Genomic DNA, 15,950 nt, shown 5'->3' with positions numbered 1-15,950 from the left:
CAACAAGGCTTCATTCAGTTCGAGTGCCTGCCATGACCAGTCAGACCAATCGCCAGTTCCTCCTCGCCAAACGCCCGGTGGGGGCTGCGACCCGTGAGACCTTCACCTACCAGGAAGTCCCAGTCGGCGAACCGGGCGCTGGTCAGATACTGGTGAAAAACCAATACCTGTCCCTCGACCCGGCCATGCGCGGCTGGATGAACGAGGGCAAGTCCTATATCCCGCCGGTAGAAATCGGTGAAGTCATGCGCGCCTTGGGCGTGGGCCAGGTCATCGCTTCGAACAACCCGGGCTTTGCCGTCGGCGACTACGTCAACGGCGCCCTCGGCGTGCAGGATTATTTCCTTGGCGAGCCCAGAGGTTTCTACAAGGTCGATCCGAAACTGGCGCCGCTGCCGGTGTATCTGTCCGCCCTTGGCATGACCGGCATGACCGCTTACTTCGCCCTGCTCGACGTCGGCGCACCGAAGGCCGGCGACACGGTGGTGTTGTCCGGAGCTGCCGGGGCAGTGGGCAGCATTGCCGGACAGATCGCCAAGATCAAAGGCTGCCGGGTCGTCGGCATCGCCGGTGGTGCCGACAAGTGCAAATACCTGATCGATGAGCTGGGCTTCGACGGCGCCATCGATTACAAGCACGAAGACGTGCTGGCCGGACTCAAGCGTGAGTGCCCGAAAGGCGTTGATGTGTATTTCGATAACGTCGGCGGCGAGATCCTCGACGCTGTGCTCAGCCGTCTGGCGCCGAAAGCCCGGGTGGTGATCTGCGGCGCCATCAGCCAGTACAACAACAAGGAAGCGGTCAAAGGCCCGGCCAACTATCTGTCGCTGCTGGTAAACCGTGCGCGCATGGAAGGCTTTGTGGTGATGGACTATGCCGCGCAGTACGCCGGTGCCGCGCAGGAAATGGCCGGCTGGATGGCCAAGGGGCAGCTCAAGAGCAAGGAAGACATCGTTGAAGGTCTGGAGACCTTTCCGGAGACGCTGATGAAATTGTTCAGCGGGGAGAATTTCGGCAAGTTGGTGCTGAAAATCTAAGACCACTCAGAAACCAATGTGGGAGCGAGCCTGCTCGCGAAAGCGGTGGATCAGTCGGCAAGGAATTCGACTGACACGCCCTATTCGCGAGCAGGCTCGCTCCCACATTTGGATCTTCGGTGTTGCTTAGGCGATTTCGGCCACGACCGACGCCAGTGCCTTGGCCGGATCCGCCGCCTGACTGATCGGACGGCCGATCACCAGATAATCGGAACCGGCATCCAGCGCCTGACGCGGGGTCAGGATACGGCGCTGGTCATCTTGCGCACTGCCCGCCGGGCGAATCCCCGGGGTCACCAGTTGCAGCGACGGGTGCGCCGACTTCAGTGCGGTGGCTTCCAGCGCCGAGCACACCAGACCGTCCATCCCGGCCTTCTCGGCCAGCGCAGCCAGACGCAGCACTTGCTCCTGCGGTTCGATATCCAGACCGATACCGGCCAGATCCTCGCGCTCCATGCTGGTCAGCACGGTCACACCGATCAGCAGCGGTTGCGGGCCGCTGCGCTTGGAAAGCTCTTCACGGCAGGCCGCCATCATGCGCAGGCCACCGGAGCAATGCACGTTGACCATCCACACGCCCATCTCGGCCGCGGCTTTCACGGCCATCGCGGTGGTGTTGGGAATGTCGTGGAATTTCAGGTCGAGGAACACCTCGAAGCCTTTGTCACGCAAGGTGCCGACGATTTCCGCGGCGCAACTGGTGAACAGTTCCTTGCCCACTTTGACCCGGCACAGTTTCGGGTCCAACTGGTCGGCCAGCTTCAGTGCGGCGTCACGGGTGGGGAAATCCAGGGCGACGATGATAGGAGTCTGGCAGGCGGACATGGATGGGCTCTCAGGCAAGTCGAAATCGGCGCGCATTGTAGCGGAAGCGGCGCCAGCGCGGCACCCGATGATCGGTAAATCGTCGCCGCAAACGTGATCAGCATAGCGCTCGCGGCTATTGTGTCGAACCCGATACACAACCGACACGCCGCCAACAAGCGCCCGCGCTAGCCTCGCCAGCCGCAACACGTCCTTACATCAGCACTTCCCGCCTCACGGCAGGACGCCTATGCTGAAACCACCACCTCGCAGCCCATCTTTGTGGTTGGCGGCCTACTGGCAGATGAACAGCCCCATGCACAACACCCAGACCACCGTGACTGATGAGCAGAAAGACGACAAGCGCTGGAGCATCCGTGCGCTGATCGTCGATGACGATGTGCCGATCCGCGAGCTGATGATCGACTACCTCGCGCGTTTCAACATCCACGCCAGCGGCGTCACCGACGGCGCGGCCATGCGTCAGGCGATGCAGGCCGAGCATTTCGACGTGGTGGTGCTCGACCTGATGCTGCCCGGCGAAGACGGCCTGTCGCTGTGCCGCTGGCTGCGCGCCGAATCGGACATCCCGATCCTGATGCTCACCGCCCGCTGCGAACCCACCGACCGCATCATCGGCCTGGAACTGGGCGCCGACGACTACATGGCCAAACCGTTCGAACCACGGGAACTGGTGGCGCGGATTCAGACTATCCTGCGCCGTGTGCGCGATGACCGCACGGAACAGCGCGCCAACATCCGCTTCGACAACTGGCGCCTGAACAGTGTGCTGCGGCAGTTGATCGCCGACGATGGCCTGGTAGTGCCGCTGTCCAACGCCGAATTCCGCCTGCTCTGGGTCTTCATCGAACGCCCGCGCCGCGTACTCAGCCGCGAACAACTGCTGGATGCCGCCCGTGGCCGCTCGATCGAGGCGTTCGACCGCAGCATCGATTTGCTGGTGTCGCGCCTGCGGCAAAAACTCGGCGACGACCCGAAAGCCCCGCAGTTGATCAAAACCGTGCGCGGTGAAGGTTACCTGTTCGACGCGCGAGACATCGGCTGATGCGAGCGCGCTTCGACACGCTGTTCGGCCGCCTGTTTGGCATGCTGTTCGTGGCGATCGTCCTCGCGCACCTGCTGGCCTTTGCCTGGTTTCATCACTATGGGCCACCCCCACCGCCGCCCCCGCCGGAGTTTGCCGAGGGCGTCGACGGCCAACGGCCACCGCCGGATCCACGTTTCGCCCATCGCCCGCCGCGCCCCTGGTTCGGCGGGCCGTTGGTGCCGCTGACCTTCCAGTTCATCTCGCTGATGATCGCTGCGTGGTACGGCGCCAAACTGCTCAGCCGGCCGATCCAGCGCCTGAGCGATGCCGCCGAACGCCTCAGCGAAAACCTCGACAGCCCGCCGCTGGACGAGTCCGGCCCGCGTGAGGCACGACAGGCGGCGCACACCTTCAACCTGATGCAACAACGCATTCGTGAACAGGTGCAGCAGCGAGCACGCATGCTCGGCGCCGTCTCCCACGACCTGCGCACTCCGCTGTCGCGGTTGAAGCTGCGCCTGGAACAGATCGACGACGAAAAACTGCAAGGTCAGATGCGCCAGGACCTCAACGACATGATCGGTATGCTCGACGCTACCCTCACCTACCTGCACGAACAGCGCACCAGCGAAGCGCTGCAGTTGATGGACGTGCAGGCGCTGGTCGAATCGTTGTGCGAGAACGCTCAGGATCAGGGCGCCGACGTTGACGTCAGCGGCCATTGCGCACCGCTGCAGGTGCAGCCGATGGCGCTGCGCTCGTGCATCAACAACCTGATGGACAACGCCCTGCGCTACGCCGGACAGGCACGCATCGAACTGCAGGATCAACGCGAGCAACTGCTGATCCGCGTGATCGACCACGGCCCGGGCATTGCCGAAGACAAACGCGAGGCGGTGTTCGAACCGTTCTTTCGCCTGGAAGGCTCGCGCAACCGCAACTCCGGCGGCGTAGGCCTGGGCATGACCATCGCCCGCGAGGCAGCGCAGCGTTTGGGTGGACAATTGAATCTGGAAGAAACCCCGGGCGGCGGCCTGACCGCAATCATCCGCCTGCCGCGCACTTAAGAAACACACCTATCCACCGTGGGAGCGGGCTTGCTCGCGAAAGCGGTGTGTCAGTCGACTTCTGTGTTGAATGATTGGCCGCCTTCGCGAGCAAGCCCGCTCCCACAGAGGATTTTTGGTATTCCCGCCACTGTGTACCACTCGGTACAAAGCCAAAACACCCAGGACATCTTGCCCCTTGAGTCTGCACAAGCCGGTACACCCACCGGTTTTACAGTCCAAGGAGTGAGCCCATGATCGGTAGCGTCAGCAACTACACGAGCTATACCAGCACCAGCAGCACCACCCAGAACGCCCGCAGCCAGCAATTGCAAAAGGAACTGTTCGCCAAACTCGACAGCAACGGCGACGGCGCGGTGGATCAGGACGAACTGAAAAGTGCTCTGTCGCAAAAATCCGACGATGGCCTGCTGGTCAACCTGAGCAAGCAATTCGGCGATCTGGACAGCGACGCCAGCGGCAGCCTCAGCGCCGAAGAAATGACCGCGATGGCGCCTCCGCCGCCACCTCAGGATCAAGCACCGAACACCGACCTCGCCGACGCCCTGATCAGCGCCCTCGACGCCGATGGCGACGGCGCCATCAGGCGCAACGGCCTCACCAGCGCCGGCAGCAGCGCCGACAGCAACCAAATATTCTCGGCCCTGGACAAGAACAAGGACGGCACCGTCAGCCAGGACGAACTCACCGCCAGCCTCACCCCACCACCGCCACCACCGCCGCAACAAGCCTCCAGCGACGAACTGTTCAGCCAACTGGATGCCGATGGTGACGGCAGCATCAGCGAGACCGAACTGAGCAGCGCGTTGCAAAGCAGCGACAGCGCCTCGCCGATTAGCACTGATACCAGCGCTGCATTGCTCAAGGTACTGGACAGCGACAGCAGTGGCGGCGTGAGCAGCGACGAACTGAAAGCGGCGCTACAGGCAGGTCGGGAACGCCCGCCCGAAGAACAGACCACCAGTACCCAGACCACCAGCGAAGCGCTGAACCGGATGATTGCCAACTTGAGCAAACAGTACTCGCTGGACAATGCTGCGCCGGTGGGCAAATACCTGAATGTGGCGACTTGAGTTGATGGGGTGATGGGTGATCGTTTCCATGCAGCGGTGTGGGAACGGTCATTTGGGTACAGCGGGAAGAGAGTAGTTGGTTGAGAAGGCCTCATCGCCAGCAGGCTGGCTCCTACAGTTGGATGGAGTGCATTCAGTTGGAGATTGTTTGGCTATAAGGCCGCCTTCGCGAGCAAGCCCGCTCCCACAGTGGGAATGGGTTTATTCAGTTGGAAATTGGCCGGCTATAAGGCCGCCATGGCGAGCAGGCTCACTCCTCCAGAAGAGCGAGATAGTGCACCGCCTCGCTCTTCACCACTCAAATGGTCGAGTGTCAGCTCGCCGAAAGCTCTTGATCTTGCCGTGCCGGCCCCTTCGGCAGGCTGAGTGGAGGGGTTTATCCGGGGGTGGGAGCGTAGCGACCGTTCGACGCAGTCGAACACATCGAGAGGAGGTGCAGCGAAGCAAACCGGAGGCGATGCCCCCGGATGAACACCGTAACGAAGGAACCCGAGCCTAAGCGAGGGCCGTACGCCGGGGCCCAGCGTTTTGGTTACTTTTGGGCGTCTGCAAAAGTGACTCGCCGTAAGGGCGAAACCGCCAGCCGCAACACCCAAAAAAACGGATATTCACCCAAACCCCCAGGAACCTGGTCGGCCCAAAGGCCGCCAAGCCAAAACCTAAACCCGAGCCTGACTCTTACTCCAATCCGTCAACAAACTATAGGCCACCGCCAACAACGTAGGCCCGATAAACAACCCGATAAACCCAAACGCAATCAACCCGCCAAACACCCCAAGCAACACAATCACCAACGGCAGATTCCCCCCGCGGCTGATCAGATAGGGCTTCAACACGTTATCCACGCCACTGATGATGAACGTCCCCCAGATCCCGAGAAACACCGCCATCCCGTATTCACCTTTCCAGGCCAGCCAGGCCGTGGCCGGAATCCACACCAACGGTGGCCCCATCGGAATCAGACTCAACAGAAAGGTCACGATCCCCAGCACCAGCGCCCCCGGAACCCCGGCAATCAGGAACCCGACCAACGCCAGAACCGCCTGCGCCGCCGCCGTACCGATCACCCCGTTGACCACCCGCTGCACGGTGCCGGCCACCAGCTCGATGTAATACCCGGCACGCTCACCAATCAGGCGCTGCAGCAGACCGTGCACAAATGCCGCCAAGCGCGGCCCGTCGCGATAGAAAAAGAACACGAAGACAATGCTCAGGGTCAGCTCGAGAATCCCGCCGCCGATCTGCGCACTGCGCGCCAGCAGCCAGTTCCCGACCTGCCCCAGATACGGTTTGATCGACACCATCAGCGCTGCGCCCTGCTGATCAATGCTGTTCCAGATCCCCACCAGCCGCTCGCCCACCAATGGCACGCTGCCGAGCCAGACCGGCGCCTCCGGCAGACCATCGACCTGCACATCCTTGATGAACGCCGTGGCATCGCGCACGTGATCGGCCAGGTTGAACCCGAGCCACACCAGCGGCGCCGCCACCAGCAACATCCAGCCCAGGGTCAAAATGGCCGCGGCAAGTGATTCGCGGCCATTGAGCCAGCGGGTCAGCAGACGCATCAGCGGCCAACTGGCGAACGCCAGCACCGCGCCCCAGAACAGCGCCGACCAGAACGGCGCCATCACCCACAGGCTGGCACCGAACAGCACCAGCAGGAGGATTTGCACCAACAGCCGATCGTTATTGAGCATGTACAGTCTCGAAGAAGTCAGTCGGTCAAAGAGTAGGCGAACACGCCGCGCGTGCACGCCCGATGCAGCTTACCGCAACAGATCGATGCGCAGGCCAGAGCCGTCGGCGCTCCCCGCCTCCATCCGTGCCGCCCGCACCCCCTGACCGATCAGCGCCTGACGCCAGGCCTCGGCCTTGGGTCCGGCAATCGTCACGCGTTGGGTGGTGTCGAGGTTCAAGCCACGGGAAATCAGTCGTAACCAGGTGTCATCCGGATCGCCGGTCAGCTTGGGAAAGTCCAGTTCACCGGTACTTTTGAGCTGTCGCAACAGCGTGGCCGAGGTCGGCAGCAGCTCGCCCAACGGTGCGCCCGCTTCGAACTGTTCGACATGCAGATAGGCTTTGCGATTGCCGCGGGTGATGCTGTAGAGCGCCACCAGGGTGTTGTCCTTCGGTGCGGCCAGACGCAACAGTAGATAGGCCTGTTGCTCGTCGGCGCCGTACAGCTTGGCGTTACCGAACACTTCATTGGCCCACAGGCTGCTTTCGCCACAATCACGGGCCTGGCACCAGAACAGCAACTCGGCGTCCTGCTTTTGCAAGGCTTCACGGGCGGCGGTGAAGGCTTCGGTGGCGGAATGCTCAGGCGGCAACTCGTAGGTGACCGAAGTGGTCTGGCCGCGCGCCGTGACCTGGCCGTCAAAGCGCAGCTGGCCGCTGATCTTGCGGATCGAGCCCAGCGGATAGATCCGCTCAAGCTCCACAGGAGGGCGATAGTCGACGATCTGCGCATCGGCCAGACGCGGCACGATCTGCAAATCCTGGCTGCCGGGCACGTCGGCGGCGAACGAAACGGAACTGAAACAGCACAGCGCCAACAGACTGAGTGACCGCATAGTCAGGCTCATCGGATCGGCATGGCTTGGCGGGTCGGGGGCGCAGCGGTATAGAAATCCATCGTGTTTGTCTCCCATTTCAACCCGCCCAGCCTCGACAGTTGCCCGGTGCAAGTCAAGGAATGGCGAAGAAGCGATTGAAACAGTCTGCGACAAGGTCGGCACCGGACTCATCGTTCAGGTGCAAATGATGCCCGCCCGCCAGCTGTTCCTGGCTAAAGGGTAGCCGCTCCAGCAACTCCGGATGTTTGGCCAGCATGCCGTCGGCGGCGACCACCAGTTGCGCCGGACACGTGATGCGCTGGACGAAGGCCATCGCCTGCTCCTGAGTCAGGCGCAGCGGTGACGGCAGGGTCAGACGATTGTCGGTGCGCCAGGTATAACCACCAGGTACCGGCATCAGACCGCGTTGCGCCAGCAGTTCGGCGGCTTCACGACTGACCGCTACCAAACCCTTCATCCGCGCTTCGATGGCGCGGTCGAGGGTGTTGTAGACCGGTTTGCGCTTCTCACGCAGATCCAGCTGCGCCTGCAGAGCCATGCCCATGCGCTCGGCAGCGTTTTCGCCTTTGTCCGTAGGAGGAATCACCCCGTCGATCAACGCCAGGTGGCTGACGCGCTCCGGCAACGAACCGGCCAGCACCAGCGAAACGATGGCGCCCATCGAATGCCCGAGCAGGCCGAAGCGCTTCCAGCCCAGTTGCTCGGCAACCTGCAGCACATCGTGGGCGTAGTCCCACAGCGCATAACCGGCGCCGTTGGGTCGATGCCCGGAATGCCCGTGCCCGGCCATGTCCAGCGCAATAATGCGCAGGCCCTTGAGCTTGGGTGCCAGGCGCGCAAAGCTGTTGGCGTTGTCGAGCCAGCCATGCAGGGCAATCACCGGCAGACCGTCCTCGGGGCCGAACAAGTGCGCCGCCAGTTCGATATGCGGCAGGCTCAAGCGCACTTCTTCGAAAGTCGGGCTCATGCGCAGTCCTTCTGTTGGCGGCGCTCCCAGCGCGTAAACAGTTCTTTGAGCAGGCGCGCCGTGTCTTGCGGACGTTCCAGCGGAAACATGTGCCCGCCCGGCATGCTCAGTGCTTCACCCTGCGGCAGGCGCCCGACGAATCGGCTGTGATGACGCATGACCACGCGGCTCTTGTGGCCACGCACCACCGCCAGAGGCACTTTCAGCTGACGAGTGCGACCGGGACTGGTGTGCGGCACGCCGCGATAGATGCTGATTTCAGTGGCCGGATCAAAGCGCAGACGCAGCTTGTCGCCAACCGTATGCAGCCCGTGCTGCAGGTAGGCATCGAAGCATTCCGGATCGAAACCGCGAAACAGGGTCTTGCCGGCAAAATAGCTGCGCGCCGTGTCGAGATCGGCGAACTCTTCGCGCCGCCCCAACGTACGTCCGGCCGGGGTCAGTTTGTCGATGAAGCCGAAGCGCTTGGCCGCGCGGATCACCCACTGGTCTGTGCGAGTCAGCACCGGCGAGTCGAGCATGACCACGCCGCGATACAGCTCAGGGCAACGCAACGCCGCGTGCAGGTGCAACACACCGCCAAACGAATGGCCGACGCCCCACACCGGCTGATCCTGTTGCTGCAGATGGTGGATCAGTTCGTCGACCAGGTTGTACCAGTTGTCGTCCGCCGGGAAACGCGGGTCATGGGCATGCTGTTCCAGATGCGCGACCCGATACTCGGGCGCCAGCGCCGCGAACAACTTGCCATAGGTGCCCGAGGGAAACCCGTTGGCGTGGGCGAAAAAGATCGGTTGCGACATGCAGGTTTATCCATGAGCGGAAACATGCCGCTGATTGTCCGCAAGAGCGCGGCCCTGAGCAATGACCGTAACTGCCAGGAATGATGACAGTCCGGTCATGGCGATGGCGCATCTGACCTCAACGCGCCGACGGCTGCTCGCCCAATGGCACCACCGCCATGGTCAAACGCGACACACAACTGGCCTTGCCCTCGTCACTGGTCAGGCGGATATCCCAGACATGCGTGGTGCGGCCGATGTGAATCGGTTTGGCCACCGCGGTCACGCGCCCGCTGCGCAAACCGCGCAAATGGTTGGCATTGATCTCCAGCCCCACGCAGTAGAACTTGCTGGCATCGATGCACAGATAACTGGCCATCGAACCGACGGTTTCCGCCAGCACCACCGAGGCGCCGCCGTGCAGCAGACCGTAAGGCTGGTGGGTGCGGTGGTCGATGACCATGCTCGCCGTCAGCGATTCCTCGTCGAAGGACTCGAAACGGATATCCAGCACTTCGCCGATGGTGTTTTTCTGGATTGCGTTCAACTGCTCGATGTTCGGAGTGGTGCGCCACAAGCTCATCGCAGGCTTCCTTTGTTGTTTTGGTGGTCACTCAATCCTGCCACAGCACCGCCTCGCTGCGCGCGCTCCATTCTTCAAACCGCGCGCCGTAGGTGTCTTCAATGACGTTGCGCTTGATCTTCAAGGTCGGCGTGAGAAAACCGTTTTCCACCGCCCAACTGTCCTTGACCACCACCAGCCGGCGCAGGCGTTCGTGCTTGTCGAGCACGGCGTTGACCTCTTCCAGCAGTTTTTCCAGGCTCGAATGCAGGCTGGCCCGCCCCTCCTCCTGATTGACCGTCGACAGTACGCACAAGCCCAGCGGCGCACTCAGGCCATCGCCGACCACACAGACCTGTTCGATCCGTGAGTGCACCGCCAGCCGGTTTTCAATCGGGGCCGGGGCCACATATTTGCCTTTGCTGGTCTTGAAGATTTCCTTGAGCCGGCCGGTCAGGCGCAAGCGTCCCTCGGCATCCTGCTCACCCTTGTCGCCGGTACGCAGGAAGCCGTCCTCGGTGAGGGTCTCGGCGGTTTTCTGCGGCTCCTTGAAATAGCCAAGCATGTTCGCCTGACTGCGCACCAGCACCTCACCGGACTCGTCGATGCGCACCTCGACCTCCGGGCACGGCTTGCCGATCCAGCCTTGCTTGTACTGACCCGGCAGGCAGATGTGCGAATAGCCGCAACTCTCGGTCATGCCATACACCTCCAGCACATCGAGGCCGAGTTTCTGATACCAACTGAGCAAGGTCTGCGGCACCGGTGCCGCACCGGACAGCGCCACGCGCAAGGCATCCAGCCCCAGCCCCGCCAACACCTTGTGCCCGACTCGCTTGCCAATGAATGGCAGGCCAAGCAGGAAATCCAGGCGCTTGGCCGGGATCTTGCCGTACACGCCCATCTGAAATTTGGTCCAGATCCGCGGCACGCCAAACATCGCCGTGGGCCGCGCCCGGCGCAGATCGGTGATGAAAGTGTCGAGGCTTTCGGCAAAGAACACCGTTTGCCCGGTGTAGATCGAGGCCAGCTCAACGAACATGCGTTCGGCGACATGGCACAGCGGCAGGTACGACAGCAGCCGGTCTTGCTCGTTAAGCCCGAACAGTTGCGTGCCGCGAGTCGTGGCGAACCCCAGATTGGCAAAACTGTGCATCACGCCTTTGGGCAACCCGGTGGTGCCGGAGGTGTAGATGATGGTTGCCAGTTGCTCCGCCGCAGGACGCGGATCGTCCTGGATCGGCGAGCTTTTTTGCAGGTCATCCCAACTGAAATCGAACTCGCCGGGCGGGTGCAGCGGCAGGCTGATGGTCGGCAAATCCGCCGGCACACCGACGGACATGCCCGGCCAGTCATCGAGTTTGCCAATGAACGCCAGCACACTTTCCGAATGCGTCAGCACCTGATTCACCGAGTCGGCGGTGAGGTTGGGATACAGCGGCACCGAGACGTGCCCGGCCATCCAGATCGCCAGATCGGCAATGATCCAGTGCGCGCAGTTTTTCGAGATCAGCGCGATATGGCTGCCCTGCGGTAATTCACGGGCGCGCAGCCAGTGCGCGGCACAACGCGCTTGATGACCGACGTCGGCCCAGGTCAGGGTCTCGACCTGCCCGCCGCCGATGGGCTGCACCAGAAAACGCTGGCGCGGGTGCCGGGCCTCACGCTCGTAGAACACGTCCAGCGGCAAACGGAAGGCGGCAGACATGCGACTCGCTCCTGTTTTTTTGGGTCTGGAGCAAGCGTAGTCAACCAAGCAAGTGCTTGGTTGGATTTTTTACCAAAAGAAACAAGATCAAAAGATCGCAGCCTGCGGCAGCTCCTACACAGGTCTCTGTAGGAGCTGCCGCAGGCTGCGATCTTTTGCTGTTAAGGATGCTTGAGGCTGTTGAGGGTCATCGAGCCGATCAGCAGTTCAGGACTTTCCAGCTCGGCCAACCCCGCCGTACCGACCTTCTCCGGCGGATACCCGGCGCCATGCTGCAGATAGCTCAGCAGATTGCCCACCAGCGGGTTATGGCTGACCAGCAGCACATTGCTCACCGACACCAGTTGATCGGTGACCTTGTCCGGATCGGTCTCCGGGGTCAGCCATTCGACGGTACGAATCTCCGGCTCGAAGCCCAGCGCCTCGCGGACAATCTGCGCGGTCTGTTGCGCACGCAGATAAGGGCTGGCATAGATCGCCGTCAGTGGCTGACCGATCAATCGGGCTGCACTGTTCAAGGCCTCTTTGCGACCCTGCTCGGTCAACGCCCGCTCGGAATCGGGGCACGAGCCGTAAGGCACCGCCTCGCCGTGACGCAACACCCAGAGTTTCATAGCTTGGGTTCCTCATCACGGGCCGGATGCGGCGCTGGCGGCACGGCGTGCGGTGCTTCGCCTTCCGGGGCACGCGGGGTTGGCCAGTCGGCAAACGGCCAGGGTTTCTGGTCGCTGTGAAAGCTGCCGAAGCGGCCGATCTGCGCCAGGAACTGGCTCAGGCTGTCGCCGAAATTCATCAGGCTGGCGCTCGGCGCGCCGTAAATCAAACGATAGATCAGTTGCACCAGCACGACGGCGCCGAGGATGAACTGCGCCACTTGCCAGACCAGCACGTAGACGATCATCCACAGCACCCGCAGGAGAATGGATTCGTACTTGGCTTCGGTTTTCGGATCGTTCATGGCTCGCTTCCTGTTGAATCAGTTGAAACCGCTGGTGGAAATAAAGTCGACGTCGGTTTTCGGTTCGGCACGCATCAGTAGACCGATCACCTGCTCCAGCGTGCGTCCCTCAAACAGAATCGCGTGCAACCCGGCGACCAGCGGCATGTACACGCCAACCTCTTGGGACTTGGCCTTGAGCACCTTCAGGGTGTTCACGCCTTCGGCGACTTCGCCCAGACGCGACACCGCTTCATCAAGGCTCAAGCCCTGACCGAGGGCAAACCCGACCTGATAGTTGCGGCTCTTCGGCGACGAGCAGGTGACGATCAGATCACCGACCCCGGCCAGACCGAGGAAGGTCATCGGGTTGGCGCCCTGATTCACCGCAAAGCGCGTCATCTCGGCCAACGCACGGGTGATCAGCATGCTTTTGGTGTTCTCGCCCATCTCCAGCGCCACCGCCATGCCGGCGATGATCGCGTAAACGTTTTTCAGCGCCCCGCCCAGCTCGACGCCGAAACGGTCAGCGCTGGCGTAAACGCGGAAGGTGCGACCATGCAGCGCAGCCTGCACCTGTTTGCACAATTCTTCGTCTTCGCTGGCGACCACGGTGGCGGTCAACGCATGCTCGGCGATCTCCCGCGCCAGATTCGGCCCGGACAGCACGCCAATACGCGCCTGCGGGGCGATCTCTTCGAGGATCTGGCTCATCAGTTTGAAGGTGTGCGCTTCGATGCCCTTGGTCAGGCTGACCAGCATTTTGCCGCTCAGGCGCTCGGCGTGGGCGGCCAGCACCGTGCGCAATGCGCTCGAGGGCAGTGCGACGAAGCACAGCTCGCAGGCGTCGAGGGTGGCCTGCAGATCAGTGACCGCAGTCACTCCCGGCAGAATCTTGATGCCTTTGAGGTAACGCGGATTCTCGCGGTTGACCCGGATGGCCTCGGCCTGCTCGGGGTCACGCATCCACTGCCGGACTTGATGGCCGTTCTCGGCCAAAAGGTTGGCCACGGCGGTACCAAAACTTCCGCCTCCCAGGACCGCAATCGGGCGCTGTTCAGTCATATGCAATCCGTTAATCCATACCAGTGGCGATGCCGGCATTATACGGGGCGACCGGAGCGCGGCCAGCCCCTGCGTCAATTACCGACACTTGTAGGAAGAAGACCAATAAAGCCGAGGAAAATGCCCGCATCGTGACTGGAAAAGTCACTGTCCTCGGTTAACATGCGCGCCAATTCTTTGCGATCAAGGCCGTGCCGTGTCTTTTGGCTCTCCCCCCTCGCGTTCGTCACTGCTGCTGGCGCTGCTGTTCAGCCCGGTGTTGCAGGCGGACGATCTGTTTGTCGACAGCGAAACGCTGCCGCAGGTGCTGACGGCTACGCGCCTGAAACAGACGCCGGCGGAAGTGCCGGGGAGCATGACCGTGCTCGACAGTGAGCTGATCAACGCCAGCGGTGCGCGAGATATCAGCGAGTTGCTGCGGCTGGTGCCGGGGATGATGGTCGGCAACATCAACGGCAATCAGGCTGCGGTCAATTATCACGGAACCAACGCCAGCGAAGCGCGGCGCATGCAGGTGCTGATCGATGGCCGCTCGGTGTACCGCGCAGGCCTGGCCACGGTGGACTGGAGTGATATTCCGGTGGCCATGGAAGACATCGAACGGATCGAGGTTTTCCGTGGGCCGAACACCGTCAGCTACGGCGCCAACGCGCTGATGGCGGTGGTCAACATCATCACCCGCAACCCGGCGGACAGCCACGGCACGCGCCTGAAGTACACCCGTGGCCAACGCGGCATCAACGATTTCTATGCCAGCCAGGGCACCGGCTGGAATGGCGGTGACCTGCGCCTGTCGCTGTCCGGCCAGGAAGACGATGGCTTCGACAGCGACCGCACGGGCGCCGATTATCGCGACAGCCGCCGCTTGAACCGCTTCAGCCTCGCCGTCAGCCAGACCCTGAGCGACAACCAGAGCCTCGACTGGCAGATCAACGCGAAGGACGGCAGCAACCAGCGGCCCTACACCTACCGCCCAGTGTTCTCGGGGATTACCGCTGCCGGGAACAATTCCGACGTGGTCGCCAAGGATTACGCCGGCTCGGTGCGCTGGAATCTCGACATCAACCCCGAACACAGCCTTTATATACAGGGCTCGGCCCAACACTGGGATCGCCAGCAGGTGTGGCGCGCCTGTGATGCCGAAGTGTCGTTCAGCCCGCAACTGACCCAACTGTGGCAGCTCAACCCGAACTACACCGAACGGCTGGCACGCAACATCACCCGCTTCACCGGCCCCGGTCCGGAAGCCGGCACCCCGCAGGAGATGGCCCTCGCCAATCAAGTGCTGGATCAATGGCGCAACGGTGCCAGCCAGACCCTGTGCGGCGACATCGACCAAAGCGCCCGCGAGTCGCGCTACGACCTCGAATTGCAGGACACCCTCAGCCTGTCCGACAGTCTGCGGCTGGTCAGTGGCCTGAACTATCGTTACGACCGGGCCGACTCCGAGACCTACTTCAACGGCACGCTGGACGACACCACCTGGCGCGCGTTCGGCCAACTGGAGTGGCGCGCCAGTGAACACTGGCTGCTGCAGGGCGGCGCCATGTTCGAAGACACCCGACTGATCGGCAATTCGCTGACGCCCCGCTTCGCCGTCAACTACCTGATCAACCCACGCCATGGCCTGCGCGCGGTGTACTCGGAGGCGATCCGTTCGCCGGACATGTTCGAGAACAACGTCAACTGGAGCTATCAGGTGAGCAACCTGCGGCCGTCCGCCTATGGCCAGTCTTCGGCGCGCTACTTCGTCAAGACCCGTGGCCCGGGCAATCTCGATCAGGAACACATGCGCTCGCGCGAGTTGGGCTACAACGGCTATTTCGCCGAGCTGGGCCTGGCCGTGGACGTGAAGCTGTTCTACGACGAAATCACCGGGATGATCAGCGAGCCGCTGCGTAACAACCAGTACATCGCCAGCAACGCCAACAGCTCGCGCTTTCGCGGCACCGAAACCCAGCTCGACTGGCGCCTGAGCATGATCGATCGCCTGCGCTTCACCTACGCCTTCGTCGACGCCGAGGCGAGCAACCCGCTGGATCAGCAATTCACTGCGCGCAACAGCGGTTCTGCCGGTTGGCTGCGCGACTGGGGCCACGGCTGGAACAGCGCCCTGTTCTATTACGGCGACAACGCGCTCAACGGCTACCGCTTCGAACGGGTCGACACGCGCATCGCCAAACGCATCCCGCTGGGCAAGGCCCAACTGCAACTGGCCGGCGTGCTGCAGCAGCGGCTCGACAATGAACCGACCACTTTCGTCGACAACAATTACGACGAACGCCGGGTGCTGTACTTCAGCGCCGAGCTGGAGTTCTAGG

General features: G+C 62.3%; 15 protein-coding genes. 5 read left to right on the top strand and 10 right to left on the bottom strand.

The window, feature by feature from the left end:
- Window positions 1-32: 32 nt before the first annotated feature.
- Window positions 33-1,037 (top strand): NADP-dependent oxidoreductase, encoded by a 1,005-nt coding sequence (locus ACM6I7_RS24570; RefSeq protein WP_027612322.1) that lies wholly within the window; start codon window positions 33-35, stop codon window positions 1,035-1,037.
- A gap of 126 nt (window positions 1,038-1,163) precedes the next feature.
- Here ACM6I7_RS24570 and pyrF read toward each other — a convergent pair whose 3' ends face one another.
- Window positions 1,164-1,862 carry an orotidine-5'-phosphate decarboxylase gene (gene pyrF / locus ACM6I7_RS24565; RefSeq protein WP_007968913.1) on the bottom strand — a complete coding sequence of 233 codons (699 nt, stop codon included), beginning with the start codon at window positions 1,860-1,862 and terminating at the stop codon, window positions 1,164-1,166.
- A 283-nt stretch (window positions 1,863-2,145) separates the two neighbouring features.
- On the opposite strand from pyrF, the gene ACM6I7_RS24560 reads away from it, so the two are divergent.
- The 3 genes from ACM6I7_RS24560 (at window position 2,146) to xopAW (ending at window position 5,029) form a co-directional block, all read left to right on the top strand.
- Window positions 2,146-2,907, top strand: coding sequence for a response regulator (locus tag ACM6I7_RS24560; RefSeq protein ID WP_371260451.1), 762 nt, complete (start codon window positions 2,146-2,148; stop codon window positions 2,905-2,907).
- Window positions 2,907-3,956, top strand: coding sequence for a sensor histidine kinase (locus ACM6I7_RS24555; RefSeq protein ID WP_027612320.1), 1,050 nt, complete (start codon window positions 2,907-2,909; stop codon window positions 3,954-3,956). Before ACM6I7_RS24560 ends, ACM6I7_RS24555 begins: the two co-directional genes overlap by 1 nt.
- Before the next feature lie 233 nt (window positions 3,957-4,189).
- A complete protein-coding gene (gene xopAW, locus ACM6I7_RS24550; protein WP_414889436.1) occupies window positions 4,190-5,029 on the top strand; it encodes a XopAW family type III secretion system calcium-binding effector in 840 nt (279 codons plus the stop codon).
- Window positions 5,030-5,688: 659 nt separating this feature from the next.
- Here the strand turns inward: xopAW and ACM6I7_RS24545 are convergent.
- The 9 genes from ACM6I7_RS24545 to ACM6I7_RS24505 all read right to left on the bottom strand — a co-directional run bounded on the left by ACM6I7_RS24545 (window position 5,689) and on the right by ACM6I7_RS24505 (window position 13,629).
- On the bottom strand, window positions 5,689-6,729 hold the full coding sequence (locus ACM6I7_RS24545; protein WP_027612318.1) for an AI-2E family transporter: 1,041 nt from the start codon (window positions 6,727-6,729) through the stop codon (window positions 5,689-5,691).
- Between the two features lie 69 nt (window positions 6,730-6,798).
- Window positions 6,799-7,605 (bottom strand): DUF4892 domain-containing protein, encoded by an 807-nt coding sequence (locus tag ACM6I7_RS24540; RefSeq protein ID WP_096796782.1) that lies wholly within the window; start codon window positions 7,603-7,605, stop codon window positions 6,799-6,801.
- Window positions 7,606-7,720: 115 nt separating this feature from the next.
- Window positions 7,721-8,575, bottom strand: coding sequence for an alpha/beta hydrolase (locus ACM6I7_RS24535; RefSeq protein ID WP_095137174.1), 855 nt, complete (start codon window positions 8,573-8,575; stop codon window positions 7,721-7,723).
- Window positions 8,572-9,378 (bottom strand): alpha/beta fold hydrolase, encoded by an 807-nt coding sequence (locus ACM6I7_RS24530; RefSeq protein ID WP_027612315.1) that lies wholly within the window; start codon window positions 9,376-9,378, stop codon window positions 8,572-8,574. The genes ACM6I7_RS24535 and ACM6I7_RS24530 overlap by 4 nt, the downstream gene beginning before the upstream one ends.
- Before the next feature lie 118 nt (window positions 9,379-9,496).
- The gene (locus ACM6I7_RS24525; RefSeq protein ID WP_414889435.1) at window positions 9,497-9,940 is read right to left on the bottom strand and encodes a hotdog fold thioesterase; all 444 of its coding nucleotides are present in this window, start codon (window positions 9,938-9,940) and stop codon (window positions 9,497-9,499) included.
- Window positions 9,941-9,971: 31 nt separating this feature from the next.
- Window positions 9,972-11,627 carry an AMP-binding protein gene (locus tag ACM6I7_RS24520; RefSeq protein WP_414889434.1) on the bottom strand — a complete coding sequence of 552 codons (1,656 nt, stop codon included), beginning with the start codon at window positions 11,625-11,627 and terminating at the stop codon, window positions 9,972-9,974.
- Between the two features lie 161 nt (window positions 11,628-11,788).
- A complete protein-coding gene (gene sixA / locus ACM6I7_RS24515; RefSeq protein WP_135296348.1) occupies window positions 11,789-12,241 on the bottom strand; it encodes a phosphohistidine phosphatase SixA in 453 nt (150 codons plus the stop codon).
- Window positions 12,238-12,585, bottom strand: coding sequence for a DUF4389 domain-containing protein (locus tag ACM6I7_RS24510; RefSeq protein WP_007968953.1), 348 nt, complete (start codon window positions 12,583-12,585; stop codon window positions 12,238-12,240). The genes sixA and ACM6I7_RS24510 overlap by 4 nt, the downstream gene beginning before the upstream one ends.
- Window positions 12,586-12,603: 18 nt before the next feature.
- Window positions 12,604-13,629 carry an NAD(P)H-dependent glycerol-3-phosphate dehydrogenase gene (locus ACM6I7_RS24505; protein WP_007968955.1) on the bottom strand — a complete coding sequence of 342 codons (1,026 nt, stop codon included), beginning with the start codon at window positions 13,627-13,629 and terminating at the stop codon, window positions 12,604-12,606.
- 196 nt (window positions 13,630-13,825) lie between these two features.
- On the opposite strand from ACM6I7_RS24505, the gene ACM6I7_RS24500 reads away from it, so the two are divergent.
- Complete coding sequence (locus ACM6I7_RS24500) at window positions 13,826-15,949, top strand: TonB-dependent receptor domain-containing protein (RefSeq protein WP_166497761.1); 2,124 nt, start codon at window positions 13,826-13,828, stop codon at window positions 15,947-15,949.
- Window position 15,950: the final 1 nt, after the last annotated feature.

The sequence above is a fragment of the Pseudomonas sp. IT-93MI4 genome (assembly GCF_949767635.1).
Classification (GTDB): domain Bacteria; phylum Pseudomonadota; class Gammaproteobacteria; order Pseudomonadales; family Pseudomonadaceae; genus Aquipseudomonas; species Aquipseudomonas putida_A.
This window is presented reverse-complemented; position numbering and strand designations above follow the sequence as displayed.

Bases quoted from the DNA above. Each gene is read 5' to 3' on its own strand.
- ACM6I7_RS24570 (WP_027612322.1), top strand. From the start codon at position 33: ATGACCAGTCAGACCAATCGCCAGTTCCTCCTCGCCAAACGCCCGGTG.
- pyrF (WP_007968913.1), bottom strand. From the start codon at position 1,862: ATGTCCGCCTGCCAGACTCCTATCATCGTCGCCCTGGATTTCCCCACC.
- ACM6I7_RS24560 (WP_371260451.1), top strand. From the start codon at position 2,146: ATGAACAGCCCCATGCACAACACCCAGACCACCGTGACTGATGAGCAG.
- ACM6I7_RS24555 (WP_027612320.1), top strand. From the start codon at position 2,907: ATGCGAGCGCGCTTCGACACGCTGTTCGGCCGCCTGTTTGGCATGCTG.
- xopAW (WP_414889436.1), top strand. From the start codon at position 4,190: ATGATCGGTAGCGTCAGCAACTACACGAGCTATACCAGCACCAGCAGC.
- ACM6I7_RS24545 (WP_027612318.1), bottom strand. From the start codon at position 6,729: ATGCTCAATAACGATCGGCTGTTGGTGCAAATCCTCCTGCTGGTGCTG.
- ACM6I7_RS24540 (WP_096796782.1), bottom strand. From the start codon at position 7,605: ATGCGGTCACTCAGTCTGTTGGCGCTGTGCTGTTTCAGTTCCGTTTCG.
- ACM6I7_RS24535 (WP_095137174.1), bottom strand. From the start codon at position 8,575: ATGAGCCCGACTTTCGAAGAAGTGCGCTTGAGCCTGCCGCATATCGAA.
- ACM6I7_RS24530 (WP_027612315.1), bottom strand. From the start codon at position 9,378: ATGTCGCAACCGATCTTTTTCGCCCACGCCAACGGGTTTCCCTCGGGC.
- ACM6I7_RS24525 (WP_414889435.1), bottom strand. From the start codon at position 9,940: ATGAGCTTGTGGCGCACCACTCCGAACATCGAGCAGTTGAACGCAATC.
- ACM6I7_RS24520 (WP_414889434.1), bottom strand. From the start codon at position 11,627: ATGTCTGCCGCCTTCCGTTTGCCGCTGGACGTGTTCTACGAGCGTGAG.
- sixA (WP_135296348.1), bottom strand. From the start codon at position 12,241: ATGAAACTCTGGGTGTTGCGTCACGGCGAGGCGGTGCCTTACGGCTCG.
- ACM6I7_RS24510 (WP_007968953.1), bottom strand. From the start codon at position 12,585: ATGAACGATCCGAAAACCGAAGCCAAGTACGAATCCATTCTCCTGCGG.
- ACM6I7_RS24505 (WP_007968955.1), bottom strand. From the start codon at position 13,629: ATGACTGAACAGCGCCCGATTGCGGTCCTGGGAGGCGGAAGTTTTGGT.